Origin of the sequence: Nocardia sp. Root136 (assembly GCF_001427185.1) — a bacterium.
Lineage (GTDB): Bacteria > Actinomycetota > Actinomycetes > Mycobacteriales > Mycobacteriaceae > Nocardia > Nocardia salmonicida.
The window spans coordinates 426208-451285 of sequence record NZ_LMFE01000001.1 but is presented as its reverse complement, the minus strand read 5'-3'; the positions used below and the strand labels follow the sequence as shown (position 1 = coordinate 451285).

General features: G+C 68.4%; 25 protein-coding genes. 9 read left to right on the top strand and 16 right to left on the bottom strand.

Features of this window, described 5'->3' with window-relative positions; genetic code table 11:
* Positions 1-7: 7 nt before the first annotated feature.
* Together ASD42_RS02225 and ASD42_RS02220 are read right to left on the bottom strand one after the other, a co-directional pair.
* Positions 8-1186: an acyl-CoA dehydrogenase family protein gene (locus tag ASD42_RS02225; RefSeq protein ID WP_056809617.1), complete on the bottom strand. Its 1179-nt coding sequence runs from the start codon at positions 1184-1186 to the stop codon at positions 8-10.
* A gap of 37 nt (positions 1187-1223) precedes the next feature.
* Entirely contained in the window at positions 1224-2396 is a 1173-nt protein-coding gene (locus ASD42_RS02220; protein ID WP_056815197.1) for a Rieske 2Fe-2S domain-containing protein, read from the bottom strand.
* 178 nt (positions 2397-2574) lie between these two features.
* Between ASD42_RS02220 and ASD42_RS34840 the strand changes: the two genes are divergently transcribed.
* Both ASD42_RS34840 and ASD42_RS02210 read left to right on the top strand, forming a co-directional pair.
* Positions 2575-3192, top strand: coding sequence for a hypothetical protein (locus ASD42_RS34840; RefSeq protein ID WP_056809615.1), 618 nt, complete (start codon positions 2575-2577; stop codon positions 3190-3192).
* 89 nt (positions 3193-3281) lie between these two features.
* A complete protein-coding gene (locus ASD42_RS02210) occupies positions 3282-4139 on the top strand; it encodes a DNA/RNA non-specific endonuclease (protein ID WP_056809613.1) in 858 nt (285 codons plus the stop codon).
* A 28-nt stretch (positions 4140-4167) separates the two neighbouring features.
* Here ASD42_RS02210 and ASD42_RS02205 read toward each other — a convergent pair whose 3' ends face one another.
* Positions 4168-4701 carry a VOC family protein gene (locus ASD42_RS02205; protein WP_056809611.1) on the bottom strand — a complete coding sequence of 178 codons (534 nt, stop codon included), beginning with the start codon at positions 4699-4701 and terminating at the stop codon, positions 4168-4170.
* Positions 4702-4832: 131 nt separating this feature from the next.
* Entirely contained in the window at positions 4833-5438 is a 606-nt protein-coding gene (locus ASD42_RS02200; protein WP_235569282.1) for a TetR/AcrR family transcriptional regulator, read from the bottom strand.
* Between the two features lie 72 nt (positions 5439-5510).
* Here ASD42_RS02200 and ASD42_RS02195 point away from each other — a divergent pair, with 72 nt between their 5' ends.
* Positions 5511-6272, top strand: a complete 762-nt coding sequence (locus tag ASD42_RS02195) for a 3-hydroxyacyl-CoA dehydrogenase (protein WP_056809607.1) — start codon at positions 5511-5513, stop codon at positions 6270-6272.
* A 57-nt stretch (positions 6273-6329) separates the two neighbouring features.
* Here ASD42_RS02195 and ASD42_RS02190 read toward each other — a convergent pair whose 3' ends face one another.
* From ASD42_RS02190 to ASD42_RS02165, 6 genes are read right to left on the bottom strand one after another with little or no spacing between them, the layout of a single operon-like run.
* Positions 6330-7778 carry an SDR family oxidoreductase gene (locus ASD42_RS02190; RefSeq protein ID WP_056809605.1) on the bottom strand — a complete coding sequence of 483 codons (1449 nt, stop codon included), beginning with the start codon at positions 7776-7778 and terminating at the stop codon, positions 6330-6332.
* A gap of 24 nt (positions 7779-7802) precedes the next feature.
* Positions 7803-8660, bottom strand: coding sequence for a MerR family transcriptional regulator (locus ASD42_RS02185; protein WP_056809603.1), 858 nt, complete (start codon positions 8658-8660; stop codon positions 7803-7805).
* On the bottom strand, positions 8657-9061 hold the full coding sequence (locus ASD42_RS02180; protein ID WP_056809602.1) for a hypothetical protein: 405 nt from the start codon (positions 9059-9061) through the stop codon (positions 8657-8659). The genes ASD42_RS02185 and ASD42_RS02180 overlap by 4 nt, the downstream gene beginning before the upstream one ends.
* Positions 9058-10368 (bottom strand): class I SAM-dependent methyltransferase, encoded by a 1311-nt coding sequence (locus tag ASD42_RS02175; protein ID WP_056809600.1) that lies wholly within the window; start codon positions 10366-10368, stop codon positions 9058-9060. Before ASD42_RS02175 ends, ASD42_RS02180 begins: the two co-directional genes overlap by 4 nt.
* Complete coding sequence (locus ASD42_RS02170; RefSeq protein WP_056809598.1) at positions 10365-11090, bottom strand: DUF1365 domain-containing protein; 726 nt, start codon at positions 11088-11090, stop codon at positions 10365-10367. Before ASD42_RS02170 ends, ASD42_RS02175 begins: the two co-directional genes overlap by 4 nt.
* On the bottom strand, positions 11087-12418 hold the full coding sequence (locus ASD42_RS02165) for an NAD(P)/FAD-dependent oxidoreductase (protein WP_056809595.1): 1332 nt from the start codon (positions 12416-12418) through the stop codon (positions 11087-11089). The genes ASD42_RS02170 and ASD42_RS02165 overlap by 4 nt, the downstream gene beginning before the upstream one ends.
* 203 nt (positions 12419-12621) lie before the next feature.
* On the opposite strand from ASD42_RS02165, the gene ASD42_RS02160 reads away from it, so the two are divergent.
* Both ASD42_RS02160 and ASD42_RS02155 read left to right on the top strand, forming a co-directional pair.
* Positions 12622-13590, top strand: coding sequence for an SDR family NAD(P)-dependent oxidoreductase (locus ASD42_RS02160; RefSeq protein WP_056809594.1), 969 nt, complete (start codon positions 12622-12624; stop codon positions 13588-13590).
* Positions 13591-13870: 280 nt separating this feature from the next.
* A complete protein-coding gene (locus ASD42_RS02155; protein ID WP_056809592.1) occupies positions 13871-14344 on the top strand; it encodes a hypothetical protein in 474 nt (157 codons plus the stop codon).
* Between the two features lie 9 nt (positions 14345-14353).
* Here the strand turns inward: ASD42_RS02155 and ASD42_RS02150 are convergent, their stop codons facing one another.
* Complete coding sequence (locus ASD42_RS02150) at positions 14354-16012, bottom strand: FAD-dependent monooxygenase (RefSeq protein ID WP_056809590.1); 1659 nt, start codon at positions 16010-16012, stop codon at positions 14354-14356.
* Positions 16013-16251: 239 nt separating this feature from the next.
* Between ASD42_RS02150 and ASD42_RS02145 the strand changes: the two genes are divergently transcribed.
* The 3 genes from ASD42_RS02145 to ASD42_RS02135 all read left to right on the top strand — a co-directional run bounded on the left by ASD42_RS02145 (position 16252) and on the right by ASD42_RS02135 (position 20529).
* On the top strand, positions 16252-18063 hold the full coding sequence (locus tag ASD42_RS02145; protein ID WP_056809588.1) for a multicopper oxidase family protein: 1812 nt from the start codon (positions 16252-16254) through the stop codon (positions 18061-18063).
* Between the two features lie 94 nt (positions 18064-18157).
* On the top strand, positions 18158-19447 hold the full coding sequence (locus ASD42_RS02140; RefSeq protein WP_235569281.1) for an oxygenase MpaB family protein: 1290 nt from the start codon (positions 18158-18160) through the stop codon (positions 19445-19447).
* A gap of 17 nt (positions 19448-19464) precedes the next feature.
* Entirely contained in the window at positions 19465-20529 is a 1065-nt protein-coding gene (locus ASD42_RS02135; RefSeq protein WP_084786986.1) for a lipocalin-like domain-containing protein, read from the top strand.
* Between the two features lie 51 nt (positions 20530-20580).
* Here ASD42_RS02135 and ASD42_RS02130 read toward each other — a convergent pair whose 3' ends face one another.
* Together ASD42_RS02130 and ASD42_RS02125 are read right to left on the bottom strand one after the other, a co-directional pair.
* Positions 20581-21207 carry a TetR/AcrR family transcriptional regulator gene (locus ASD42_RS02130; RefSeq protein WP_056809585.1) on the bottom strand — a complete coding sequence of 209 codons (627 nt, stop codon included), beginning with the start codon at positions 21205-21207 and terminating at the stop codon, positions 20581-20583.
* Positions 21208-21290: 83 nt separating this feature from the next.
* Entirely contained in the window at positions 21291-22181 is an 891-nt protein-coding gene (locus ASD42_RS02125) for an alpha/beta fold hydrolase (RefSeq protein ID WP_056809583.1), read from the bottom strand.
* 80 nt (positions 22182-22261) lie between these two features.
* On the opposite strand from ASD42_RS02125, the gene ASD42_RS02120 reads away from it, so the two are divergent.
* Entirely contained in the window at positions 22262-22885 is a 624-nt protein-coding gene (locus ASD42_RS02120; RefSeq protein ID WP_056809581.1) for a winged helix-turn-helix transcriptional regulator, read from the top strand.
* Positions 22886-22947: 62 nt separating this feature from the next.
* Here the strand turns inward: ASD42_RS02120 and ASD42_RS02115 are convergent, their stop codons facing one another.
* The 3 genes from ASD42_RS02115 to ASD42_RS02105 form a co-directional block, all read right to left on the bottom strand.
* Positions 22948-23223, bottom strand: a complete 276-nt coding sequence (locus tag ASD42_RS02115) for a GlsB/YeaQ/YmgE family stress response membrane protein (RefSeq protein WP_056809579.1) — start codon at positions 23221-23223, stop codon at positions 22948-22950.
* Between the two features lie 119 nt (positions 23224-23342).
* A complete protein-coding gene (locus ASD42_RS02110) occupies positions 23343-23807 on the bottom strand; it encodes a hypothetical protein (RefSeq protein ID WP_056809577.1) in 465 nt (154 codons plus the stop codon).
* Positions 23808-23843: 36 nt separating this feature from the next.
* Positions 23844-25049, bottom strand: coding sequence for a cation:proton antiporter (locus ASD42_RS02105; RefSeq protein WP_156677372.1), 1206 nt, complete (start codon positions 25047-25049; stop codon positions 23844-23846).
* Positions 25050-25078: the final 29 nt, after the last annotated feature.

Here is a 25078-nt window from a genome sequence, read left to right as displayed (position 1 = left end):
ATTCGGGTCAGATCATCGAGCGCAGGTTGTCCGCGGGCTCGAGACCGAGGGAGCTGACGGCCGAGGCGTGATACACCGTGCTCGGCACGTGGATGGCGTGGGCGAGGCCGACGTGCGCATCGCGCCAGTAGCGCTGCAGCGGCTTGTCGATCCGCATGGCGTTGCCGCCGGAGCGGGCGAAGATCTGGTCCACGGCGGTGACCGCGCGCCAGGCCGCGCGGACCTGGGTGCGCCGGACCGCGGCCCGCTCGGCGAAGCCGATCTCCTTGCCGGCGTCGACGGCGTCGAAGATCTTGTCGGCGTTCGCGAGGAGTTCCTGGCGCGCGGCGTTGATGTCGGCGGCGGCCTCGCCGATGGCGAACAGCACGTACGGATCGTCCTTGACGGCGGTGCCCTGCGCGCCGACCCGGTCGCGCTGGTAGTCCAGGTGTGCGGCCAGCGCGCCCTCGGCGATGCCGACCACCGCGGAGCTGATGCCCAGCGGGAACATCGTCGACCACGGCATCTTGTACAGCGTCTCGGTGACCCCGTACTCCTTCTGTGCGGTGCCGTCGATGACATGGTCGCCGTTCATCACCCGGTAGTCGGGCACGAACGCGTCCTTGACGATGATGTCCTTGGAGCCAGTTCCCTTGAGGCCCACCACATTCCAGGAGTCCTCGACGATCTGGTAGTCCTGGCGCGGCAGGATCATGTGCAGCATCGTCGGCGGCATGGCCATCTTGCCCTCGGCGTCACCGAGCATGGCGCCCAGGAAGATCCAGTCACAGTGGTCGGTGCCGGAGCTGAACTGCCAGCGGCCGTTGAAGATGTAGCCGCCGTCGACCGGACGGGCGATACCGGTCGGCGCGTAGGGCGAGGCCATCCAGGTGTCGTGGTCGTCGGCCCACACCTCGTCCTGCACCTTCGGGTCGGCGAAGGCCAGCTGCCACGGGTGCACGCCGACGATGCCGGCGATCCAGCCACTGGCCGGGTCGAGCGCGGCGGTAGCCATCACCGTCTCGGCGAACTCGCGCGGGTGCGCCTCGTAGCCGCTGTACTTCTTGGGCTGGAGCAGGCGGATCGGGCCCGCCGTCTTCAGCAGCTGGGCCGTGGCATCGGGCAGCTGCCCGAGACGCTCCGCCTCCGGTGCCTGCTCGCGCAGCTGGTCCGCGATGGCGGCGATATTGTCGAGAACTCTGGTCATCTCCGATGATGCTTTCTGTTCGTGGTGGGGTGAGGGATCAGGACATGGTGTCGATGACGGCGCCGCGGGCGATGTTGTCGGCGACCTCGGCTTCCCAGCTCGTCACCGCGCGGTCGGTATCGATCTCGAACTCGAACCGCTTGGTCATGTCCTCGGTGACGTCGTCGACGTCGACATAGAACTGCTTGTACCAACGGCGCAGCTGATACACCGGGCCGTCTTCCTCCGACAGCAGCGGATTGTCGATGGGCGCCTTGTTCTTCCAGATCTCGACGTCCTGCTCGAAGCCGTACTCGACGCCCTGCGCGAACTGCGCCGCCATCGCGTTCGCGTCCTCGTCGGACATGCCCGCCGGCTTCTTCACCATCGCGCCGTACTGCAACACGAACGAGTTCTCGTCGACCGGGTAGTGGCAGTTGACGAGCACGGTCTCGATGGTCATGCCCTGCGCCTCGCTCCACAGCCAGTCGAGCATGTAGGACGGACCGAAATACGACGCGTCCGAGCGCAGGGTGGAATTCGGGTCGTCGTAGCTGGTGCCGACCGTGATATCCATGCGCGGGGTCGAGCGCATGTACTGGGTGGCGACGTGACCCTCGAAGACGTTCTTGAAATAGCGCGGGAACGAGTAGTGCACGTAGAAGAAGTGCGCCATGTCGACGACGTTGTCGACGATCTCGCGACAGTGCGAGCCCTCGATCAGAATCGAATTCCAGGTCAGGTCGGTCCATTCCGGGGTGCCGTAGCCCTCGATCTCGGGAATGGTCACCTCGTCGGTGGGCTTGCTGCCCTGTGGGTCGTGCCAGACGTAGAGCTGGCCGTTGCGCTCGAGCGTCGGCCAGGTGCGCGTCTTGGCCAGCGGCGGGACCCGGCGCGCGTACGGAATGGCCGTGCACTTGCCGTTGCCGCCCCAGCGCCAGTCGTGGAACGGGCAGGCGATCGAGTCGCCCTTGATGGTGCCGTGGGCCAGGTTGCCGCCCATGTGGCGGCAGTAGCCGTCGAGCACGTGCAGCGCGCCGTCGGATTCGGACTGGAACACCACCAGCATGGTGCCGAAGGCCTTCACCTCGTGCGGGTTGCCGTCGCGGAACGACGAGAGCAGGCCGAGGCAGTGCCAGCCGCGCGCGAAGCGGGTGGGCGCGGCAGCAGCCTCGATCTGTCGGTAGTCGGCGGCGTCGGGTGTTCGGCCGTTCGGCGGGTTCTCCGGCATCGAAACCTCCATGTTCGGACGGAGTGGGGATGAGCTGCGCCGATGGTCGCGCTGTGTGTGGGTGTTCGCGCCGTCGCGTTCCCGGTCAGCGGACATGTTTTCGGCGCGGTCGACCCGGCGTCCCGATGAGTGGGAGCGGAACCGATCACAACGCGCGCGGCGGTCCTACCGTGACGGCATGCTCCTGGAAACCGATGCCATCCGGCTGTTCGCCGAGGCGGCGCGCTCGCACAACCCGGCCTACCGGCTCGCCGATCGGCCGGTGGTGCCGCCGACCTTCCTGCCCGCCGACGGATTCGCCTCCGGCGTGGGGGAGCGGGTCGAGACCGACCACCGGTTCTTCGGTCCGCCGCCCCGCGCGGGTGACCAGCTGACCGCGATTCGCGCGGGAGCCACCACCGACCAGCCCGCCGCCGTCGCCACGGAGTCGCTGACCCGATACTTCGACCGCACCGGCGGTCTGGTCGCCGAGTCGTGGGCAGCGGCGGAAACCTTTGCGGGCGAGCAAGTGTCACCACAGGCCGCGGCCCTGTTGGCGACCTATGCCACCGACTGGCTCGGGGCCGAGGCGATCCGCCGATTCCGCACCAGGTCGGTGCGACCTCTGCCGCCCGGTGACCTCATGTCCTGTTCGGGGCGCGTCACACAGAGCTATGTGCAGGACGGCGAATCGCGCGTCGATGTCGCACTGGCCGGCGCCGATGCCGCGGGCAACGTCGTCGTGCGGGCGTGGGCGACGTTCGCGGTGACCGATGACGCGACCCCGGACCTGGCCGGGCGGCCCGCAAACGGGTAGTCGACTACTCGTGAGGATGTCTCCGGCGGCGGCGACGATGGTGTTCGAACTACCGACACACCACGTCCGCCTGCTGGAAGGGGCATCCGATGACCGCCAACGTGGCTACCGCGTCGACGAACGGTAGCGCGAGCGACACGCTGCGCACCGGATACGACCCGGACTTTCTCGGGCCCAGGGTCGAGGTCCCGGAACTGGATGCCGCGGTCCGCGCTGACGCGGTTCGCCTGGACGGCTCCGACGTCATCGACTACACGCACTTCTCGTTGGCGTTGAGCACGCCGCGACGGTTCGCGTTCTGGGTGGCCTGGAACATCGACGGCGCCGCGATGCGGAAACTTCCCCGCACCGGCATCGACTTCGTCAAAGATCCGCGTATCCCGGCCGAGGTGCAGGTGGGAAACGAACTGTACCAACGGAATCGGCTCGATCGTGGACACCTGGCGCGGCGCGCGGATCTGCTGTGGGGCACCGAGACCGAAGCCGAGCAGGCCAATATCGACTCGTTCTTCTACACCAATATCACCCCGCAGATGGACGACTTCAACCAGAGCAGTCGCGCGGGGGTGTGGGGGCAGCTCGAAGACGCGGTCTTCGCCGACGTCGACATCGACGACCTCAGGGTGAGTGTCTTCGGCGGACCCGCCTTCCGCGCCGACGACCAGGTGCATCGTGGCGTGGCATTGCCGCGGGAGTACTGGAAGGTGATCTGCTTCGTGGCGGGAAACCGGCTGCGGTGCAAGGCGTTTCTCCTGACCCAGCACCTCGACGAACTCGAAGCGCTCGCGCTCGACGAGTTCCGCGTCTTCCAGGTAGCGGTGCCCGAGATCGAACAACGAGCACGCTGCCGATTCCCCGCGGCCCTGCACATCGCCGACACGTTCGTGACCCAGGAGTCGGTCGACCACCGTCGCCCGCTCGAGTCGACGGCCGACATCAGCTGGTAATTCCCACCGGACGCCGAGGACGGCAGGGTCAGGACGTCGCGGCCCGCTGCGCCGCGACGCGCGCCCACACCTGCGGATCGGTGCGCGGGCCGCCCGGCGTGGCTGCGCCGTATCGCTGGATCTGGGCGTTGATGTCCAGCGGCGCGGTCAGCGAGGTGCCCGGCGCGAGTGCGGCCTCGACGTGTTCATCGGGGACCAGCCAACACACCTCGAACTCGATGCCGTCCGGGTCGCGGGCGTAGAGCGCTTTGGTCGACCCGTGGTCACTGGCCCCCGTCAGCGCGTGCGCCGCCGCCAGGCGGTCCCGGACGGCTACGAGCTCGGACAAAGTGTCCACTTCCCACGCGACGTGATAGAGCCCGACCGAGCCCGTGGGCCCGGCCGCGGGTGTCCTGGCCTGGAAGAGCCCGAGGTCGTGGTCGTTGGCCGAGCCAGGGGAGCGCAGAAACGCGCCGCCGGGAAATCCTTCGGGGAGCCGCTCGAATCCGAGCACGTCCTCGTAGAACGCGATACTGCGCGGCAGATCCGCGACGAACAGCACGATGTGGTTGATTCCCGGCATCTCCGGTGGCCTCCTCGATCGAAAGTTCTCGCCTCTTGACAGTCCCACGCCGGTGGCGGCGACACCACTGGATGACCGGTAAGCGGGAGACTTCTTGCCCACCGTCGCCGCCCGCCCCGGGGGAGCGCTGTTCAGTCCGGTGTGGAGCCGGGCAGGTGCGGATCCATCCATCGCAGCATCCGGTCGACCGAATCCGCGCAGTCGCCCTCCGAGCCGGATTCGGCCCACTCGATCAGCGCGGCGAAGGTGGCGGACTGGTAAGCGGTCGCCATGGCCCGGCAGACGGCGGCGGGAGTGCCGGGCAGTCGGCTGGCGAGGTAGCCCGACAGCGTATCGATCCACGGCCGGTAGATCCGGGGAGCGGTCGCGGCCAGCTCGGGTTCCGAGGAGATCAGCCGCAGCCAGCCCGCGGCCAGCTCCTGGATTTGCGGATCGCGGGACACCGATTCGACGATCGCGGTCCGGACGACCACCGCGGGCGGCTCCTCGGGGGCGGCGGCGCCGAGTGCGGATTGCAGACGCTCGGTCGCAGGCGCGACGCCGATCCAGGCGATCTCGGATCGGGACGAGAAGTGCCGCAACAGGGTGCGGGTGCTGATCCCCGTGGCCTCGGCGAGATCGTTCCAGCTGGTGGTGGCGAAGCCGCGGTCGGCCCACAGACGCAGCGCGCCGGCCGACACGGCCCTGGTGTCCAGCACCGAGGGACGGCCGGGGCGGCGGGGCGCTGGCTGGGTCACCACGAAAGCCAAACAGTTTTGGCGAAGTGTGTCAATATCGGTGAGACCTCACCGAAAAACAGGAGAAACAGTATGGATTTCGTCAACTTGTCCGCGATCGTCACCGGCGGTGCGTCGGGTCTCGGCTTGGCGACCGTGCAGGAACTGCACGCCAAGGGCGCCAAGGTCGTCATCGTCGACCTCCCCTCGTCCAACGGTGCGGCCATCGCCAAGGAACTGGGCGAGGGCGCGGCCTTCGCGGCCGCGGACGTGACCGATGAATCGGCGGTTGCCGCGGCACTCGACGTCGCCGAATCGCTCGCGCCGCTGCGGATCGCCGTGAACTGCGCGGGCATCGGCAACGCGATCAAGACCGTCGGCAAGAAGGGCGCGTTCCCGCTCGCCGATTTCACCAAGGTGATCAACGTCAACCTTGTCGGCACGTTCAACGTGATCCGGCTGGCCGCCGAACGCATGGCGGGCACCGACCCGGTCGGTGAGGAGCGGGGCGTGATCATCAACACCGCCTCCGTCGCCGCCTACGACGGCCAGATCGGCCAGGCCGCCTACGCCGCGTCCAAGGGCGGCATCGTCGGCCTGACCCTGCCGATCGCGCGTGACCTGGCGAGCTTCAAGATCCGCGTCGTCACGATCGCGCCCGGACTGTTCCGCACTCCGCTGTTCGAGACGCTGCCGGAGGAGGCGCTGCAGTCCCTCGGCGCGCAGGTGCCGCATCCCTCGCGTCTGGGGCAGCCCACCGAGTTCGCCGCGCTGGCCCGCCACATCGTGGAGAACCCGATGCTCAACGGCGAGACCATCCGCCTCGACGGCGCCATCCGGATGGCGCCGCGCTGAGTCGATCTGTGCGACAACGGCATCCGGCCGGGCAGTGCGCCCGGCCGGATGCCGTTGTCACTCGGCCGCCCCGGTGATATTGCGGGCCATCCCGCCGAAGATGATCGCGTGAAAGGGACTGAGGGACTTCCAATAGAGGTGCCCGGCCAGTCCGTGTGGTTCGAACAGGGCACGCTGACGGTAATGCGCGCCGCCGCCGTCGGCCGGGGTGACCGACAGCTCGAGCCAGCCTCGTCCGGGCACGCGCATCTCCGCGCGCAAGCGCAGCAACCGTCCGCGGTCGAGGTGTTCGACCCGCCACCAGTCCAGCGCCTCGCCCACGTGTAGGCGATGTGGGTCGCGCCTGCCGCGGCGGAGGCCGACGCCGCCGGACAGGCGGTCGATCCACCCGCGCAGTGCCCAGGCCAGCGGGAAGGAGTACCACCCGTGTTCACCGCCGACGGCTTCGACGACGGCCCACAGCGTGGCCGGGTCGGCGGTCGTGTCCCGCTCGCGCACATCGCTGTAGAGCGTGCCGCCGGACCAGTCCGGATCGGTGGGCAGCGGATCGGACGGGGCGTCGGCCAGGCCGGCATCCGACCATCGGGTGGGCACGTCCCGATCGCGAATGCGGTGCAGTGCCAAGCTCACCGCGCCGAGATAGGATGTGAGCCCCTCCGGCGGGTCGGGGATGTGGTCGGCGATGCGGTGCTCCGCGCAGACCACGTCGTTGACAAGCGATTCCATCAGCGGCACGGCGAGTGCCTTCGGTACCGGGGTGACCAGGTTGACCCACTGCGCCGACAGCCACGGCGTGAGTACCGGCACCGGCAGGATCACTCGCCGGGGCAGCCCCGCCGCCACGGCGTAGCCGCGCATCATGCCCTCATAGGTGAGCACATCGGGCCCGCCGATATCGAAGGCGTCGTTGACGGTGTCGGGGAGGTCGGCGGCGCGCACCAGGTAGTGCAGGACATCGCGCACCGCGATGGGCTGGATCCGGCTGCGCACCCAGCGCGGCGTCACCATGACCGGTAGCCGTTCGGTCAGATACCGCAGCATCTCGAAACTGGCAGAGCCCGAACCGATGATCACCGCCGCCCGCAACACCACGGCGGGCGTCGGTGCGTCCAGCAGGATCTGTCCCACCTCCGCACGTGAGGCGAGGTGGCGCGACAACTCCTGGCCGCTGGGCGTGATGCCGCCCAGATACACCGATCTGGTCAGGCCCGCCCGTGTGGATTCGGCCGCGACCAGGCGCGCCGCCTCACGATCCACGTTCTCGAAATCGGCGCGGCCCAGGGAATGGACGAGGTAATAGAGCACTTCCTGTCCGTCCAGCGCGGCACGGACGTCCTCGGCCCGGGTGACGTCGCCGCGCACGACCTCGACCTGTTCCCGCCACGCGGCGTCGACGAGTTTGCCCGGGTCACGGGCCAGCACCCGGACCGTGTGCCCGGCATCGAGCAGTTCCGGAACGAGTCGGCCACCCAGATATCCGGTGGCGCCGAACACTACACAGCGCATAGCGGTTCACTCCTGTCCGACGAGTCACAGCACGGGGTTCGACAAGACATCGACGGCCTCCTCGAGAGAGCTGAGCCGCCGCCCGATCACGACGTCCGTCCAGCCGGGACCGGCGGACATTACCGGACCTTGCCCCGCGATCGCGTGAAGCGCGGCGGGTGCCGCGGTCGCGGGCGTCTGCGACCACAGCACGACGACGGCGGGACGCGTTCGCCGCGACAACGACTGGGCCAGCGCGTCGTCGGGCACATTCGCACCGAGAAGCAGTGCGGCCCTGCCCTTCTCGGCGAGTGCGGCACGCAGAATCTCGAGCGGCAGCACATGGTGTTCGCCCGCGGTACAGGCGAGGACGACCTCCGGCTCTCGACCCGCATCGGTCAAGGGCGGGACACAGCGATGCAGACTGGTCGTGATCGCCCACGACAGCAGATGTTCGACGTCGATGTAGCCGCGGCCCTCCTGCTGACGAGCCACGATGTGCTCGAAGGCGGGTCGGCACAGCTGGTTCCAGGTGGGCACGACGCCGTGATGGGTGATGTGCGCCGCCAGCAGGTCCAGCAGCCGGGAGATGTCCATGTTCTCGGCGGCGATGATCACCGGATCGACCGCGCCGAGCTCCGGCTCGGGGGCGCGCACGGTGCGCGCGGCCTGCGCGGCGCTTCCCGGAGTGGCGCCGGCCCTGACCAATTCGACCATTTTGGTGGCCACGGCCAGGTCGGCACCGGTGTAATGGCGGTGCCGACCTGGCAGATGCCCGCGCGGGCCGAGGTCGTAGCGCTGATTCCAGCTGCGCAGGGTGGCGACCGGAACTCCCAATAGGCGCGCGACGGTGCCGACGGTCAGCTCCGTCGCCGCCTGAGGGCCGTCCGGCGTGGCCGTCATGGCCGGTGAGCACCCCGTTCGAGCACCGGCCGGGTTCTCCCGCGACGCTCGTAGACAGCGCCGGCCAGACACAGCAGTCCCCACGTCGAGGTCACCGCGAGAGTCTTGCCGAGTTCGGGACGGCCCCTCAGCGCGTAGGCGAACACGGCGGTATCGGCGGCGTCCGAGCCGATCCGCACGAAGGCGGCCACGGTGCGCGCACGGGCGCCGGTCGCCATGACCGAGGCGAGCCCGGAGAGCACATCGCGCAGCGCGACAGAGCGGGCCAACGCGCGCAGTTCGGGTTCCTCGCCGGTGCCGAGCCCGCTGGGTCGCAGCAAGATCTCGGGACGGACGGTGACCGCGACGCCGTAGGCCGCGGTCGCGACGCCGAGGATCCGGGAGGGCGTGGTCGGGTTCATCGCGCCACCACCGCATCGAGCTCGGCCGACGAGCGCCGCCGAAGGATCAGTTGCAGCGCATCCAGGTACCCGGAGCGGAAGCCGGCTTCGGAGTAGGCGAGATACAACCGCCACATTCGCTGGAAGACCTCGTCGAAACCCAGTGCGGTGACCTGGGCGTCGGCGGCGGTGAACCGGTCCTGCCACAGTCGCAGGGTGTGCGCGTAGTGCTGTCCCATCGCGCTCCGATCCACCTGTTCCAGGTCGGTGTGGCGCGAGAGCAGTTGCGCCAGTAGTTCTTCCGAGGGGAGGAAGCCGCCGGGGAAGATGTACTTCTGCACCCAGGTGTGGGTCGCGCGGCTGGCCAGCATCCGATCGTGCGGCATGGTGATGACCTGCACCGCGACGTGACCACCCGGCGCGAGCAGTCGCTCGAGCACGGTCAGGTAGTCCGCCAGGTACTCGTAGCCGACGGCTTCGATCATCTCCACCGAGATCACCGCGTCGTAGCTGCCGTCGACATCGCGGTAGTCGCGCAGTTCGATCGTCACGCGGTCGGCGAGGTCGGCCGCGGCCACGCGCTGCTGGGCCAGCACGAGCTGTTGCGCCGAGAGCGTGACGGAGCGGACGGTCGCGCCGCGCTGCGCGGCTCGGATGGCGAGTTCGCCCCAGCCGGTACCGATTTCGAGCACGGAGCTGCCCGGTCCGACGTTCGCGGCGTCGAGCAGGCGGTCGATCTTGGCGTGCTGGGCGGCGGCGAGGTCGTCCCACTCCGGGGCGGGGTCGAGCCGGTCGAACAGCGCCGACGAGTACGTCATGGTCGCGTCGAGGAACGACGCGAAGAAGTCGTTGGACAGGTCGTAGTGGTGCGCGGCATTGCTGCGGGCACCGGCGGGCGTGGCCCTGGTCCGGCTGGGTTGTCCGGGCAGGAAGAGGGGACGCAGTGCTTGCAGCGGCGCGGGGACCAAGGCGCTCAGGTCCGAGGCCAGCACGGTGAGGACTGCCGTCGGGTCCGGTGCCGACCAGTCGCCCGTCATGTACGCCTCGCCGAATCCGATGAGGCCGGTCGCGCCGAGCCGGGTGGCGAACGCGTCCGGGTCGTGCAGGACCATCCGCGGGGCCGTCGGGTCGTCGACGCCGCCGCCGAACATCGTGCCGTCGGGCAGTTCGACCCGCAGCGCGAGCCGTTGCGCGGCCCGGCGGAACAAGGCCGCCGCCACCAGCCGACCGGCGCCGGCGCGGACCCCGCGAGGCACCTCGGCCAGGTGCGGCCATCGGTCGACGAACGCGGTGACGGGCGGCGCACCGCAGGTGGAGATGGTGGTCATGACAGAGCCTCCTGGGAGAGATGCGGTGTGCGTGGCACGATCGGCAGACCCCGATGCCACAGGCGTAGGCCCTGCCATCGGATGCGCGCGGCGATGCGCCAGGTTTCGATCGGGTGCGCGAGAACCGCGCTGGTCACAGTGCGGCGGGTCGCGGGGCGGACGAGGCCGCGGACGGTGGCGTCGAAGGTGGACCGGCCGTCCGGTCCCTCGAGCGATATCGCCAACCGCAGCCGGGTGTCGGGAACCGGGAGACGCAGGCGGTAGCGCCCGGTCACCGGGTTGAACGGCGAGACGTAGAACTCCTTGGCGACCGACGGATTCGGCTCCGGCGAGACGAGATAGCGATGGCGTTCACCGTAGGTGTTGTGCACTTCGGCGAGCACGCACCGCAGGGCGCCGGTGTCGTCGTGGCACCAGAACACGGTGAGCGGATTGAAGACGTAGCCGAAGATCCGCGCGTTGGCGAGCATGAGTATCTGTCCGCCCCGCAGATCGATGCCCTGCTGGGCGAGATGGTCGACGACGTTGTCGCGCAGCGTGGCCGACGGATCACCGAGATGGTCGCGGGCATGGAAGCCGGCGAACGGTCGCAACGGCCAGGGCAGGCTCGGCAGTTCGTCGAGGTCCACGAGCCAGCTGTAGCTGCGATACGCGAACAGGTGCCGCACCGGTTCGCGACGCGAATGGCGGATCACCGTGCGTACCAGCCGGGCTCGGGTCATCGCACCTCCTGCTTGACCGCCGGGGCGTCGGCGGGACGCGGTTGCCACACACCGCCGATGCGTTCGGCCGCGCGCAGCCCCGACAGCGCGCCGTCCTCGTGGAATCCCCACCCGTGGTAGGCGCCGGCGAAGGCCACGGTCTGGTCGCCGATCTCGGACAGCCGCCGTCGGGCGGCCATCGAACGCGGCGTGTACTGCGGGTGTTCGTAGGTCATCGTGGCGACGACCGTGTCCGGCGCCACCCGGTCGTCGTCGCCGAGGGTCACCAGGAACCGGCGATCGACGGTAGCGGGCAGCCGGTGCAGCCGGGTCAGGTCGTAGCTCACGAGCACCCGGTCCGGCGAGGAATCACAGTGCGGCAGTCGGTAGTTCCACGACGCGCGGGCCGCGGTGCGGCGGGGCAGCACGGACTCGTCGGTGTGCAGCACGGTGTGGTTGGTCGAATAGGTCAGTGCGGCGAGGATGTCGGATTCCGCAGCGGTCGGCCGATCCAGCAGCCGTAACGCCTGACCGGGGTGGGTGGCGATCACGGCGGCGTCGAAGTGGTCCACCCGATCGGCGTCGTCGCGCACCTCGACCGAGCCCGCGGCGCGGTGGACGGCCCGCACCGGCACCGCCGTGCGCACCTCCTGTACGCCCTCGGCGACCGCTCGCACATAGGTGGCCGAGCCGCCGGTGACGGTGCGCCAGGTGGGCGAGCCGAACACAGTGAGCATGCCGTGGTGATCGAGGAAGGTGAACAGGTAGCGGGCGGGGTAGCGCAGCGCGAGATCCGGCGGGCACGACCAGACCGCCGCCACCAGGGGAACCAGGAAGTGCGCGGTGAAATAGTCGGAGAAGGCGCCGGCTCGCAGGAATTCGCCCACGGTGCGCAGGTCGTCGCCGTGGTCGATGTCCAGTTCGGCGCGGGCCAGGCGGTGGAAGCGCGTGATCTCGCCGAGCATCCGCAGATAGGAGCCGCGGGTCAGGGACCGCGGCTCCGGGAAGATCCCGCGCAGCCCCTTGGCTCCGGCGTATTCGAGTCCACAGCCGTCACAGCGGATCGACATCGACATGTCCGAGTCCTGCGTGCGCACGCCCAGCTCGCCGAACAAACGCTGCAGGGTCGGGTAGGTGCGGTCGTTGTGCACGATGAAGCCGGAATCCACGCCGAGCCACTCCCCGGTGCCGTCGGCGCGGGAATTCACCCGATGGGTGTGGGCATGGCCGCCGAGGCGAGCATCCGCTTCGTAGAGCACGACTTCACAGGTGCGGGCGAGCACCCAGGCCGCGGTGAGGCCGGCGACCCCACTGCCGATCACGGCCACCCGACGTCGATCACCGGTCATCGCTTGTCGCTTCCCCGGACCGCGACCGGTAGGTCCGGCGAATCGGCGAGGTGTCGTTTCCTGCTGGGCGAGGTGGGGGTCATGACGTCCTCCGGAGTTCGGTCGGCCGGCGGACTGTCCGGCTCACACTTTCGACGCTACCATTGAAACGACGCACAAACGATGCATAGCTTGTCAGTCGATCGATCAGGCAGGGGCGCACGATGACCACTCACCTTCCGAGCTTCATCGACTCCGCACTCGACCGCACCGTCGTCCCCGGCTACAGCCGGATCGGCTTCCAGGTGCGCAGCCGAGGGTGGCCGCCGTTCGCGCCGCAGGCACTGCGGGGCCGGACCGCCATGGTCACCGGTGCGAACTCCGGCATCGGCAAGGCGATCGCCGCCGGTCTGGCCGAACTGGGCGCCGCGGTCATCTTGGTGGTGCGCAATACCGCGCGTGGGATCTCCGCGGCCGCGGAGATCGCCGAGGCTGTTCCCGGCGCCCTCGTCCAGGTGCGGCGATGCGATGTCGCCGACCTGGCGGACGTGCGGGATTTCGCCGCCGATTTCGTCGGCCGGGCCGACCAGGTGGACATACTCGTCCACAACGCGGGAGTCATGCCAACCACCCGCACCGAGAGCCGACAGGGATACGAGCTGTGTGTGGCCACGCACGTCCTGGGACCGCTGCTGCTCACCGAAATGCTCTCACCGGCACTGCAGCGCGCAGGGGACGCGCAGGTGATCCTGATGTCCTCGGGCGGCATGTACGCCCAGGCCGTTCATCCCGACGATCTCGAGTACCGCACCGGCGACTATCGCGGCGCCACCGCTTACGCCCGCTCGAAGCGGATGCAGGTCGCGCTCACGCCGATGCTGGCCGAACGTTATTTCGGAGCGGGCATCGCGGTGCACGGCATGCATCCCGGCTGGGTGAACACTCCGGGTGTCGCCACCTCGCTGCCCAGGTTTCGGGCGCTGACCGGCCCTTTGTTGCGCACGCCCGCCCAGGGTGCCGACACCGCGATCTGGCTCGCCGCCACCGACGGCTTGCCGTCCGGACTGTTCTGGCACGACCGCATGCCGCGGCCCGAGCACTACTCGCGGCGCACCATGGAGTCGGTCGCCGACCGCGATCGGCTGTGGGAGTTCTGCGCGAGTGCGACCGGCGTGACCGCGGGCAAGCCCTGATCGCAGCGCTCGAGGTAACGATGCGACTTCGATGCGATAAAGGGATGGGTCATGGTTGCGGAGGCCGTGCGGAGTGAGGCTCGGTTCGACAGATGAGCGGGCGCTGCCGCGACCTTTGGGATGGGTCGAAGACGGCGGAGGGTGCCTTGATGCAGAATGTGAAGGTGAACGATAGGCCTGAGACGAAGTGTGGGGTGTTGGCTGCTGTGGGACCGATAGCTGTCGCGACACCTGTCCGCGGTTAGTTCGATGTCGGCAGGAAACCGGGGCAGGGTTCACGATGGGACCTGATGAAGACCGTTTCGATGCGGTGGAGCGGCTGCGTCGGAAATGGGAAGAAGCCAAGGCCGCCGAGGACGGTTCCGGTGCGGCCGCGGGCGCTGCATCGAATGTCGTCCGGCTGCCGAGACTGCCGCGACGAGGTCGGGAGAAGGTCGACGAAGCTCGACCTCGGCCGTGGCCCGCGGAGGAAGTCGACGATCCGGCGCCGACCCGACCGGTGACCCGAGCGGAGTTGCAGGGCGAGACGGGTGCGTGGCTGTTCCATGGGGCGGCGCTGTCCGCGGCGCAGGCCGACGAGAACCCCGAGCACGAAGGCAATGTCATAGATTTCGGAGCGTCGCGTCGGAAGCGTACGGGGGCCGATTCTTCGCCCGGGCGTGCTCGGCCGAGGGCGATGCCGCGCAGAATCGGGACCGGCGACAATCCCGGCGGCGAGGCAGACACCGCACCGACGGACCGGCCCGAGCGGTAATCGCGCGGATCAGGCGATCCCCAGCACGCTCTCGGGTGCCGGGGCGAACGTCGACTCGAAATGACGGATGAGGTCGTCCGGGGTGGCGGGGGAGGCTGGGGAGGCGGCGTAGCCGAGGTAGCCGTCGGGGCGCACGACATAGGCCGCGCCGGCGGCACAGTGGTATCGCCGGGCGAAGTCGCCGTCGCTGTCGCGGATGACCGGGAGGATCGTCGGGGCGATGGTGGCCCCCGGACTCGCGACGAGGTAGATGTCGAGATGGTCGTCGGTCAGTTTCCGGAGCAGCCCGGCGTGGCGTTCCATCTCGGTGAGAGTGGCTGTGTCGCAGGTGTTGTCGACGTACCGGAGCAGCGTGTGCCCTGGTCCGGCGAGCAGCGGGAACAGGCGGAAAGGTGACGTCACGCCGTCTCTGGTCAGCCCGGTCGCGTCGGGAGCGCGGCTGCCCGCGAGGGGAGACCGCGCGCCGGTGGGGGATTCGGTGACGATGGGGCTGTCCCGGTAGTCGATCAGCAGCTGCGCCTCGCGCAGCAGAACCCGTTCGGGGTCCGACTCGTCGACGCCGATCCCGTCGCGGGCATGCCGGACGGTGCGGCCGACCACCTCCTCGCCGACCGGCCTGCGCTCGGCGTCGTAGCTGGCCAGCAACGACGGCGCGGCCACCTCGGCGACAGCCAGCGCCAGCTTCCACGCGAGGTTGTGGGCGTCCTGGATACCGGTGTTCATGCCCTGGGCGCCTGTGGGCGGGTGGATGTGGGCGGCATCGCCCGCGACGAAGACCCGTCCCCGACCGTAGGCGTCGACGATGCGATGGCTGATCCGGAAGACCGAGGACCAGCGTAGATGTGAGGCGGTCGTCGGCTCGGGTGAGAGCCGGTCGAGCACCGCCTGGATATCGGCCAGGCTGGGGCCGGGCCCGGTGCCGAGTCCGTGCTCGATCTTGTCGCCGCCGACGGAGGTATCGATCTCGAGTTCCGGGGGCACCCGCATCGACACGCGGTAGCGGTGGTGACCAGGCAGCGGGATGCACACCAGTACGTCGTCGGTGACGCCGTTGTTCTGGTGCATCGACCGCACGTTGTACCCGTGCGGTTGTGACCAGTCCAGCTCGACATCGCCGAGCATGTACTGCTCGTCGAAGGCCGCACCCTCGAACGTCAGACCCAGCGTCTTGCGGACGGTGCTGTGCGCGCCGTCGCAGCCGACCAGATACCGTGCCCGCACCGTGTGCTCGCCCTCGGGTCCGGCGAGCACGGCATCCACACCGTCCTCGTCCTGGGTGAACCCGACGAGCCGGACCCCACGCTCCACGCGCGTGCCCAGCGACTCGAGGTGTCGGCGCAGGATCCGCTCTGTCTCGTACTGGGGCAATCCGAGAAACCCGAAAGGGATCTCGGGTGGCAGCGTCAGATCCATTCGGTCGGCCTCGGCGCCGTTGATGTACACGATCTGACCGCGCATCAGGATCCCGGCGTCGAGGACCTCCCGCAGGACGCCCATCGCCTCGAACACTTCCAGCGTGCGGGGTTGGATGCCCACCGCTTTCGCGTACTGCGGCGGATCGGATTGCGCGTCGACGATCCGGCACCGCACACCGTGTCGGACCACCTCCACGGCGGCCGCCGACCCCACCGGACCTGCGCCGACGATCAGAACATCGGTATCGAACATGCGACATCACCTCGCGCTGGAAGCCCCCGCCTCATGTTGGTCCGCTGATCGTACGCCTGGCGCCGACCCGCGAAATCCCTCGTACGAACGGGTCGCGAGTCCTTCTCGGACGCAGCCGATATCGGCATGTGCTGCGACGATGCACCGAGTGCCATCCAGAGAGGTACTGGTTACCGTACTCGGTGGTATGGTCGCTCGCGCGGTGCCCGCAACGATGCGGGCCAGGGAAGGGCTCGAGCATGGAACATCCGATCGAACGCCGTCGATTCTTGCGGGCGGCCGGAGTGGGCCTGCTTGCCGCGGCGCTGGGGGAGTCGCGGGTCGGCGCGGTCCCCACCGCGCCACCGGGAGTGCGCAGTCCCCTGCTGTTCCACCCCCCGGCGGTCGAGCCGTTCGTCGACGAGATGCCGCGACTGCCCGTGGTGCGGGGCGACCGGCTCGAACTCGTCGCCGAGACCACGACCCACCGGTTCCACCGTGATCTGCCGCCGTCGCCGTCGCTGGGCTACAACGGCATGAGCTATCTGGGCCCGACCGTCGAGCATCCGGCGGGCACCCCGCTGCGCCTGCGTTTCGCGAACAGGATGACCACGCACCCGCTCGCCGCCGATATGGACACCAGCCTGCACGGCGTCGCCGAGAGTTTCCGCACCACACCGCCGTCGTCGCTGCATCTACACGGCGGGGTGACGCCGCCCGACAGCGACGGGCACCCCGAGCAACTCGTCTATCCCGGCGGCGACATCGACCACGACTTCCCGCTGGCGCAGGACACCGGCCACCTCTGGTATCACGACCACGCCATGGGCATCACCCGCGTGAACGTCTACGCCGGGCTGGCCGGAATGCTGTTGCTCCGCGACGAGTTCGACACCGGCGGACCCGACAACCCGCTGGGCCTGCCCGCGGGCGAGTTCGAAGTGCCGCTGGTCCTGCAGGAGAAGCTGTTCACCGCGGACGGGCGCCAATCGGTCCGGTCGACACCGGTGGTGCCCGAAGGCGGCTGGGAAGGTGGAGCCGTCGGCGACATCGGCCTGGTCAACGGCAAGATCTGGCCGTATCTACCGGTCGCGCGTTGCCTCTACCGCTTCCGCGTACTCAACGCCGCGTCGTTCAGCGTATGGAATCTGTTCTTCGGCAACCGGATGCGGTTCTGGGTGATCGGCAACGATCACGGCCTGCTCGACGCGCCGGTCGCGACCCACGAGCTGCGGCTGGCGCCGGGTGAGCGGGTGGATCTGCTGGTGGACTTCGCCGAACTGGCCCCGGGCGAGACCGTCGAACTGCGCAACGACGAGGCGCCGGTGTCCCAGGCCGCGATCCTCGGCGAGGTCGCGATGCCGCGGTTCTGTCAGTTCCGGGTAGAGGATCGGCCCGGCTTCGCGGGCGGCGTGCCGGAACGGTTACGCGGCGGAGCCGGACTGCCGCCGCTGCTGCCGCCGATCGAAACACCGACGGTGATCCGCGATGTCACCGTCAGCCAGCCCTACGAGCTGCGCGTGCCGCCCGCGATCATGTCGCTGAACAATCTCACCTTCAGCAGTCCCGATATCGAGATGCCGCGCCAGGGCGCCGTCGAACAGTGGAACATCATCAACATCACGCCCGATCCGCACCCGATCCACCTGCACCTGGTCACCTTTCGCATTCTCGGCCGGACCCCGCTGCGCACCGTCGACTATCAGCTGGCCCATCCGCAGCCGCCCGTCGGCCAGAAATGGGCGCCGTCGGCCGACGGATTCCTGGCCGGTCCGATGGTGGCGCCGCAGCCGTGGGAGGCGGGCAACAAGGACATCGTGCGGGTCGACGGCGGCACTGTCACCAGCATCATCGTGCGGTTCCCGACCGTGGCGGAACTGGGTTTCGACCCGGACGCGCCGTTCCCGCGCCGGGTCGCGACCGAACGCGTCGGCGCGGATACCCATACCGGTCACCGCGCGCCAGACCACGCCGGTCATCAGCACGACGACCTGCGCGGATACGTGTGGCACTGTCACCTGCTCGACCACGAGGACCACGACATGATGCTGAAGTACCGCATCGTGCCGTGACGGTTCCGTACTTTCAGGTACGGAAAGAGATTCGACATAGTATGGTCGACATCGATCGCAGTCAGCGAGCGGATGTCAGATCAGGAGGCCGACAGTGGTCGATGCCGTCGAATGTCAGGTCGAGCACACCCGCTCCGGGCCGCCGGTGAAGTGCCCCACCGCCTTTCGCTATTGGGAAGCGCGCGACGCCCCGCTGGTGCGTGGGCTCGAGCGCGTCTTCACGACCGTCACCAGGCAGCGGCTGTTTCCCAGCGACGAGCAGGCGAGTGCGCTGTGCGAGGACCTGTTCACCGGTGACCCGGTAGCCGAACGGTTCGTCGCCGAGGTGATGCACGGTGCGATCGGGTCGAAAGCCGGGCGCGCGATGCTGGAGACGGCGCTGGCCGAGGGCATCGATGCGGTGCCGGACGCGCCGGAATCCATGCGCGCGTTGTTCGCCGAGTTCGAGACGGTGCCCGACTGGGTGGTGCCCGAACTGGTGGAACAGGGCGCGGCGATCTGGCGGCGCTGGGGCACCATGCTTTTCAGCTTCGCCGGTGCCGAGACGCTCGAGATGTACACCGAGGCCGCGGTCGCGACGCCACTGTCGCTCGCGGGTGGCTACGCGGGCGACAGCGCCCTGCGCCGGTTCCTGGAGACCACCCGCTTCTGGATCGACGTCTCCGCCCCTGACGCGCTACTCACCCCGGGTTCGCCGGGCCGGGCCACCGCGCTGAAGGTGCGGGTCATGCATGTCTCGGTGCGCGCGAAGGTCGCGGGCCACCCCGAATGGGACCTCGAACGCTGGGGGCTGCCGATCAGCCAGACCTACCAGATGCTCACCCTGTTGGCGGGCAGCGTGACGCCCGGCCTCGGCCTGTGGGCGCTGGGCTATCAGACGACGCCGTCGGAAATCCGTGCGCTGCTGCACTTCCAGAAGTACATGGGTCACCTGCTCGGCGTGCGGGTGCGCTGGTATCCGGAGACGGTCCTCGACGGACTGCGGGTACTGGCGATGACCATCGTGTCGCGGTCCTACGACGCCGGACAGCACGGGACGGAACTGATCGAGTCCTATCCGGCGGCCTTCGCGCCCCGCGACGGCCACCGTGGTCTGACCCTGTGGCGCGAGAAGTACAACTACCGGATCAATTCCGTGTACTCCGCGATGTACATGGCCCCCGGCACCCGCCGTCACTACACCATGCCACCCGCGTTCCCGTGGATCCTCATCCCGATCCTGCGCTTTCCGCTGATCACCGCGATGGAGATCGTGCGCCGGATCTGCCCGCCGTTCGCGCGGGCGCACGAAAAGCTGATGCTCGCCCATCGCGAGAACTGGTATCGAGCCCAGATGCAGGGCCGCACAGCGGCGTTCGACGCCAGCGGCGCCCTGCGCCGATGAACCCACCGAAAGCAGCCATGAATACCGCAGACATCGTCGAAGTGTGGAACGGGCCGGGACGTCGCGACGGCGAACTGACACCGGTCGAGCCGCGCCACAACGGGTTACATCCCTCACCGAGCAAGCTCGCCTTCGAACACTGGTACTTCGACGCGCACCTCGACACCGGCCACGTGGTGATCGGCTTCCTGACCAAACGTCGACCCGAGGACCTGCCGTTGGCCCGGCCCTGGGTGGAGATGATGGTCTACGCCCCCGACGGCACCCGCCGCCAGGTGTCGCGGCGCTATCCGCACTCGGCGACCTCGTTCTCGCCCGACGCCTGCGATGTGCGCGTCGGCGCCAACACCGCGCGCACCGAGTTTCGCGACGACGGCCTTCCGGTCCATCACCTGCGGATGGCCGAGGACGGTCTCGTCTTCGACCTGCGGTTCCACAACGAGGTCCCCAGCTGGATGCCCGGCAAGGGTGAAACCCGTTTCGGCAGTAAGGATTCCTTCGGCTGGATGGTCGCCGCGCCGCGTGCCGCGGTCACCGGCTCGATCGAAATCGACGGCGTGCGACACGAGGTCACCGGACGTGGGTACCACGACCACAACTGGGGCGTCGGCGACATGAAGAAGATCATCGAGCGCTGGCACTGGGGCAGGCTGTACGTCGAGGACTACTCGCTGCTGTTCGCCTCGGTGCTCACCCAGCAGCGCCGAGGTGGACACGAGATCAGCCCGCTGATGCTCGCCCACCATGCCGACATCGTGCTGTCCACCGGCGAGACCGTCCTCACCGAGGGGCCCGCGCGCTTCGACGCCACGGCGGGGCGGAACTACCCCGAATGGGTCGCACTGCAGGTGCCCGGAAAACTCGAACTGCGCCTTGACGTCGAGCGGGTCATCCATGCCCACGACCTGCTCGACGATCTACCGATCGTGCGTTCGCGCCTGGTCAAACCCCTGGTGCACCGCTTGGTCGGGCACCCGGGCTACTTCCGATTCGAGTCGAGCTTCGACCTGACCGTGCACACCGAGAGCGGACCGCAGCGACGCACCGGGACCACGCTGCACGAACTGGTCGCGCTGACATGACCCTCCGCGCCGTGCTCACCCGGCGCGGAACCCGTTGCGGCGCACCCCAGATCAGCGGGGCGATTCGGTGCTGGTGATGAACCGGAAGAACTCGCGGCGCTGATCCTCGGTCGGCACGGGTAGGTTCTGGTTGCCGTGCACGAAGCCGATCCCGGCGAAGCACATCAGCCCCGCGCGCATCTCCGCCTGTTCCGCCGAGAATCCCATATCGACCAGGGTCTTCGACAGGGTGTGGAAGATCCGCTGATCCAGCGCTTTCACCGCCTCGGCCACCTTGGCGTTCGTGCGCGCCCAGTCGCGGACCGCGAGCTCCACCTGCCAGACCCGCTCCCCGGTGAGCAAGGCGCCCATCCGGGCCAATCGCTCCTGCGTCGGCAGTTCGTCGAGGTCGGTGAACCCGCGGGCCGCGTCGTTCTGATCGGCGCACCAGAACTGCGCGGTGGTCTCGAGCAATTGGTCGATACCGTCGAAATGCCAATAGAAGCTACCTTTGGTGACGCCGAGCTCATCGCAGACCTTGGCGATGGTGATGGCGGCGACGCCGTCGCGCAGCAGCACCCCCAGTGCCGCGTCGGTCCAGTCCTCGACGCCGAGCCTGCGCGCCGCCCCCCGCGCGGCCGCCGCTTTGCGTTTGGACACCGGCGCCGTCGGCCGGGTGTTGCCTGGCTCGTCGGTCATGGTCGTCTCCTCTCGGCTCGCGGCTGGAACCATACTTAACCGTACAGTTCAACCTACCAAAAGGTATGGTCGCGTGACGCGGTTCAGTCCGGCCGGATCGCCGTCCAATCACGGATCGCGGCAACGAACTCCTCGGGCGCGTCGGACTCCACGTAGGTTCCGGCTCCCTCCACGATCACCGTCTTGTGTTGGGGGAAGGTCGCTTCCAGGCGATCGCGCTCCTGGGGACGGAAGGCGATGTCGGCGTCACCCCACACGATCAGCGTCGGCAGGTGGGCGAGATCCGCGAGCCCGGCCTCGACCTCGGCGAAGAAGTCCCGGCTGGCGAGGACTCGCCCGGGAAGTACCGCGGAGGCTTGCCGTCGCTCGGGGGTGCCGAGAGCCCGGCGGTAGTGGGTCATCTCGGCTGCGGTCGGCTTCCGCCTTCGGTGGCCGGTGGGGATGAACGCGTTGACGAGGAGGTTGAGCCGCCGAACCAGGAAGCGGACCGCGGGTCCGCCGATGACGCGGGAGAAGGCCTCGAAGTGCAGCACGCCGTTCACCGGCCACGCCCAGGTGTTGGCAAGCACCAGCCGATCGAAGACTCCTGGCCGTCGCTGTGCTACCGCTAGGCCGATCAGGCCGCCCCAGTCCTGCGCGACCAGGGTGACCTGCTCGAGGTCGAGGGCGTCGACGAAAGCGGTGACGACCTCGGCGTGCTCCTCGGGAAGGTAGCGGTAGCCGGCCCTCGGCGTGGACAGCCCGAAACCCGGGTAGTCGAGGGCGACGCACCGGAAGTCGTCGCGCAGCGCGCGGATGACGTCGCGCCAGAGGAACGACCAGGTCGGGTTGCCGTGCAGCAGCAGCAGTACGGGGCCCGACCCCTCATCGACGTAATGCACGGTGTGTCCGTCGATCTCGACGAAACGGCTCTCGAACGGGAACAGTTCGTCGTCGACCCAGGCGGGACGAGCACTCTCGGTGGTATCGGCCATGGCGGGCACCCTCTCGGCTCGGGTCTGCGGTATGCTTGAGAATCTCACGTGCACTGGATAAATTCAAGTAGAAGGATGTCATGCGTAGCTACGGCCAGTACTGTGGGCTCGCCCGATCACTCGAGGTCGTCGGTGACCGGTGGAATCTGCTCATCGTCCGCCAGCTCCTCATGGGTCCCGCCCGCTACCGGGATCTGATCGAGGGGCTCCCCGGCATCGCGACCAACCTGCTCGCCGACCGGCTGCGCGATCTCGAGAGCTCGGGCGTGGTCGAGCGGCGACTGACAGGTCAGGGCAGCGTCGTCGAGTACGCCCTCACACCTTGGGGTGCCGAGCTACGCCAGCCGATCGAGAGCCTGATCCGTTGGTCCACCCCCCTGATGGTGCGCGGCCCCGAGGGCGACGCATTCCGCCCCGAGTGGCTCGCCCTAGCTGTCCCCGCCCTGCTCGACACCCGGGTCGAGGCCCGCCCCTCGGCGACGATCGGCCTCGAGATCGGCGCTCTCTTTCAACTCCGCGCGACCGGCTCCGGCTTCGAGGTCGGCCGGTACGACGGCGGTGACCTCGATGCCACCGTCCGTGCCGACCCTGCCTACATCCTCGGCCTTGCCGCCGGCGCCCTCACTCTCAGCGACGCCCTCGCCCTCGGACTCGTCGAGATCGAAGGCGACGAGTCCGTTGTCCGCGCTGTCTTCGCCGCCTGACTGGGGAGACAGAAACGGCCCGAAGCCAAAGGGCTTCGGGCCGTGCACTGGGGTTGTATCAGTTAACGCGATACACCGCGACGGCCGGTGACCAAACCGACGAGGAACAACAGGATGACCGCGCCGGCGATGCAGGTGAAGAAGCTGAACCACAGTCCGCCGCCGTTGACATCGACACCGAACAGTTTGAGCAGGAACCCGCCGAGCAGTCCGCCGACCACACCGACAACGATGTTGAGCAGGATCCCTTGCTGGGCATCGGTTTTCATGATCTTGCTGGCGATCCATCCGGCGAGTCCGCCGATGATGATCCATCCGAGAATTCCGAGACCGAGCATGGTCTACTCCCATCATCTGTACGTGCCGGCGAGCACCCGGTGCGGGCCCTCGCTCTCCGTGGCGGCATACCCCGGCCTCGTGCGGTCAATCAGGCCGGCGTGAAATGGTGTGTGCCGTGCTATTTCTGGATGGTTCGGGCGAGGATGCCGAGGGTGGCTCGCAGTGCCGCCTCGGGGATGATCGGGAAGATGGCCGCCTCGCGGTAGCGGGGCGCGATCTTGCTCCAGTCGTAGTACGAGGTGACCAGTGTGCCGGTGTCGTCGGCCTCCAGGCGATAGCCGTACAGGTGCTCGATCGGCGGCTTGATGGCGCCCGAGATCGTCCATTCGAGGTGGGCGTCCTGCTCGAATTCGGTGATGATCACCGTCACGTCGTATTTGCCCATCGGCAGGTCGTTGAGCGACTCACGGTCCATGTGCACGACGAACTCGTCGCCGACGCCGGTGACAGGCTTTCCCTCCGCCGATTGCAGCATGCCCGAACTGTCGATCGCTACGTGCCCTTCGGGGGAGCACAGCAGCGTGAAGATTTCCGCGGGTGACGCGGTGATATGCCGCTGGACCTCGAACCGTTCTACCGTCATGACCTCCACCCTCGCACACGGGCGTTCTCGAGGTGTTCACGTCACCGGCGACGATCTCCTCAAAAGGTGCGCGGCCAGGGTGGATCCGACTCCGTGCAGGACGATGCTGCCGAGAACCGTCATGACCATGACGGTCAACACCGGTTCGCCGTACTGCTCGGGCAGCAAGTTGAACGCGAGCAGCCCGAAGATGATCGAGGGGGTACCGCGCGGACCGATCCATCCCAGGAGTAGGACTTCTCGCCGGGGAACCTTCGATCCCAGGAGGGAAATCGCGACGGGCACCATGCGCGCCACCGTGAGTACGGCGACGCAGAACACGATCAATCGCCAGTCGACTTCGCCGGCGAGCGCGACTACGGCGGCGGCGCCGAAGGCGAACCACATCTGGGTGGTGAGCAGGAATCCGACGTCGTCGATCAGTTGATGGCCTTCGGCGAAATTCTCGGACTGACGGCGGAGGTGATGGAACAGGACTCCGCACAGGAACGGGGCGACGAATTCGTTGCCTCCCAGTTCGTGCACCACCGCGAACGTCAGCAGCGGGGCCGCGACGACGACCATCCGCTCGGACTGCGTGGTCATCAGCCCACGCCGTTCGGCCGCGTTGACGGTGGTTCCGAGGACGAAACCGATCGCGACGCCGACCATGATCGCCACGGCGACGGCCCATGCCGCCGAACCGAGGGCTCCGAGCACGGTTTCCGACGGCGCGGTGCCCACGGCGAGGGCCACGCCGAAGAACAGCACCGGCGCCAGGATCCCGTCTTTGTAGCCTGCTTCGATATTCAGTACATCGCGTACCCGCTCGGGCACCCGCTTGTCACGCAGGATCGACGTGGCGGGCGAGAAATCGGTGGGCATCACCACGCAGGCGATCACCAGAAGCAATGCCCATCCGGCGGTGGGGAACAGCCAGGAACCGAGCAGCATGGCCGCGGCGATGCTCAGCGGTAGCGCCACCACCATCATCCGGACAACGACACCGGGATGGCCGCCGAGCAGTCGGCCGCGTGCTTCGGAGGAGTCGATGAACAGCAAGACCGCGAGGATGATCTCGGCGACCTCCAGCGCGGCATGCGCGTCGAGGACTTCGGCAACGTGGTCGTACGACGCGAAACCGACGACGATCCCGGCGGCGACGACCACCATCGGCGCGGTGATGCGGTGCCGCTCGAACCACCCGGCCAGCATCGCCCACACCACGAACGCCGACGACACCGCGAGAATCACTCCGGTCACCAGGACAGCCTGCCAGAACAAAGGGCTTC

Excerpts from the sequence above, each read along its gene's own strand:
- ASD42_RS02190 (WP_056809605.1), bottom strand. The coding sequence starts at position 7,778 with ATGCGCTGTGTAGTGTTCGGCGCCACCGGATATCTGGGTGGCCGACTC.
- ASD42_RS02195 (WP_056809607.1), top strand. The coding sequence starts at position 5,511 with ATGGATTTCGTCAACTTGTCCGCGATCGTCACCGGCGGTGCGTCGGGT.
- ASD42_RS02150 (WP_056809590.1), bottom strand. The coding sequence starts at position 16,012 with ATGTTCGATACCGATGTTCTGATCGTCGGCGCAGGTCCGGTGGGGTCG.
- ASD42_RS02175 (WP_056809600.1), bottom strand. The coding sequence starts at position 10,368 with ATGACCACCATCTCCACCTGCGGTGCGCCGCCCGTCACCGCGTTCGTC.
- ASD42_RS02205 (WP_056809611.1), bottom strand. The coding sequence starts at position 4,701 with ATGCCGGGAATCAACCACATCGTGCTGTTCGTCGCGGATCTGCCGCGC.
- ASD42_RS02155 (WP_056809592.1), top strand. The coding sequence starts at position 13,871 with ATGGGACCTGATGAAGACCGTTTCGATGCGGTGGAGCGGCTGCGTCGG.
- ASD42_RS02115 (WP_056809579.1), bottom strand. The coding sequence starts at position 23,223 with ATGCTCGGTCTCGGAATTCTCGGATGGATCATCATCGGCGGACTCGCC.
- ASD42_RS02170 (WP_056809598.1), bottom strand. The coding sequence starts at position 11,090 with ATGACCCGAGCCCGGCTGGTACGCACGGTGATCCGCCATTCGCGTCGC.
- ASD42_RS02110 (WP_056809577.1), bottom strand. The coding sequence starts at position 23,807 with ATGACGGTAGAACGGTTCGAGGTCCAGCGGCATATCACCGCGTCACCC.
- ASD42_RS02220 (WP_056815197.1), bottom strand. The coding sequence starts at position 2,396 with ATGCCGGAGAACCCGCCGAACGGCCGAACACCCGACGCCGCCGACTAC.
- ASD42_RS02165 (WP_056809595.1), bottom strand. The coding sequence starts at position 12,418 with ATGACCGGTGATCGACGTCGGGTGGCCGTGATCGGCAGTGGGGTCGCC.
- ASD42_RS02185 (WP_056809603.1), bottom strand. The coding sequence starts at position 8,660 with ATGACGGCCACGCCGGACGGCCCTCAGGCGGCGACGGAGCTGACCGTC.
- ASD42_RS02225 (WP_056809617.1), bottom strand. The coding sequence starts at position 1,186 with ATGACCAGAGTTCTCGACAATATCGCCGCCATCGCGGACCAGCTGCGC.
- ASD42_RS02210 (WP_056809613.1), top strand. The coding sequence starts at position 3,282 with ATGACCGCCAACGTGGCTACCGCGTCGACGAACGGTAGCGCGAGCGAC.
- ASD42_RS02135 (WP_084786986.1), top strand. The coding sequence starts at position 19,465 with ATGAATACCGCAGACATCGTCGAAGTGTGGAACGGGCCGGGACGTCGC.
- ASD42_RS34840 (WP_056809615.1), top strand. The coding sequence starts at position 2,575 with ATGCTCCTGGAAACCGATGCCATCCGGCTGTTCGCCGAGGCGGCGCGC.
- ASD42_RS02180 (WP_056809602.1), bottom strand. The coding sequence starts at position 9,061 with ATGAACCCGACCACGCCCTCCCGGATCCTCGGCGTCGCGACCGCGGCC.
- ASD42_RS02125 (WP_056809583.1), bottom strand. The coding sequence starts at position 22,181 with ATGGCCGATACCACCGAGAGTGCTCGTCCCGCCTGGGTCGACGACGAA.
- ASD42_RS02120 (WP_056809581.1), top strand. The coding sequence starts at position 22,262 with ATGCGTAGCTACGGCCAGTACTGTGGGCTCGCCCGATCACTCGAGGTC.
- ASD42_RS02145 (WP_056809588.1), top strand. The coding sequence starts at position 16,252 with ATGGAACATCCGATCGAACGCCGTCGATTCTTGCGGGCGGCCGGAGTG.
- ASD42_RS02130 (WP_056809585.1), bottom strand. The coding sequence starts at position 21,207 with ATGACCGACGAGCCAGGCAACACCCGGCCGACGGCGCCGGTGTCCAAA.
- ASD42_RS02160 (WP_056809594.1), top strand. The coding sequence starts at position 12,622 with ATGACCACTCACCTTCCGAGCTTCATCGACTCCGCACTCGACCGCACC.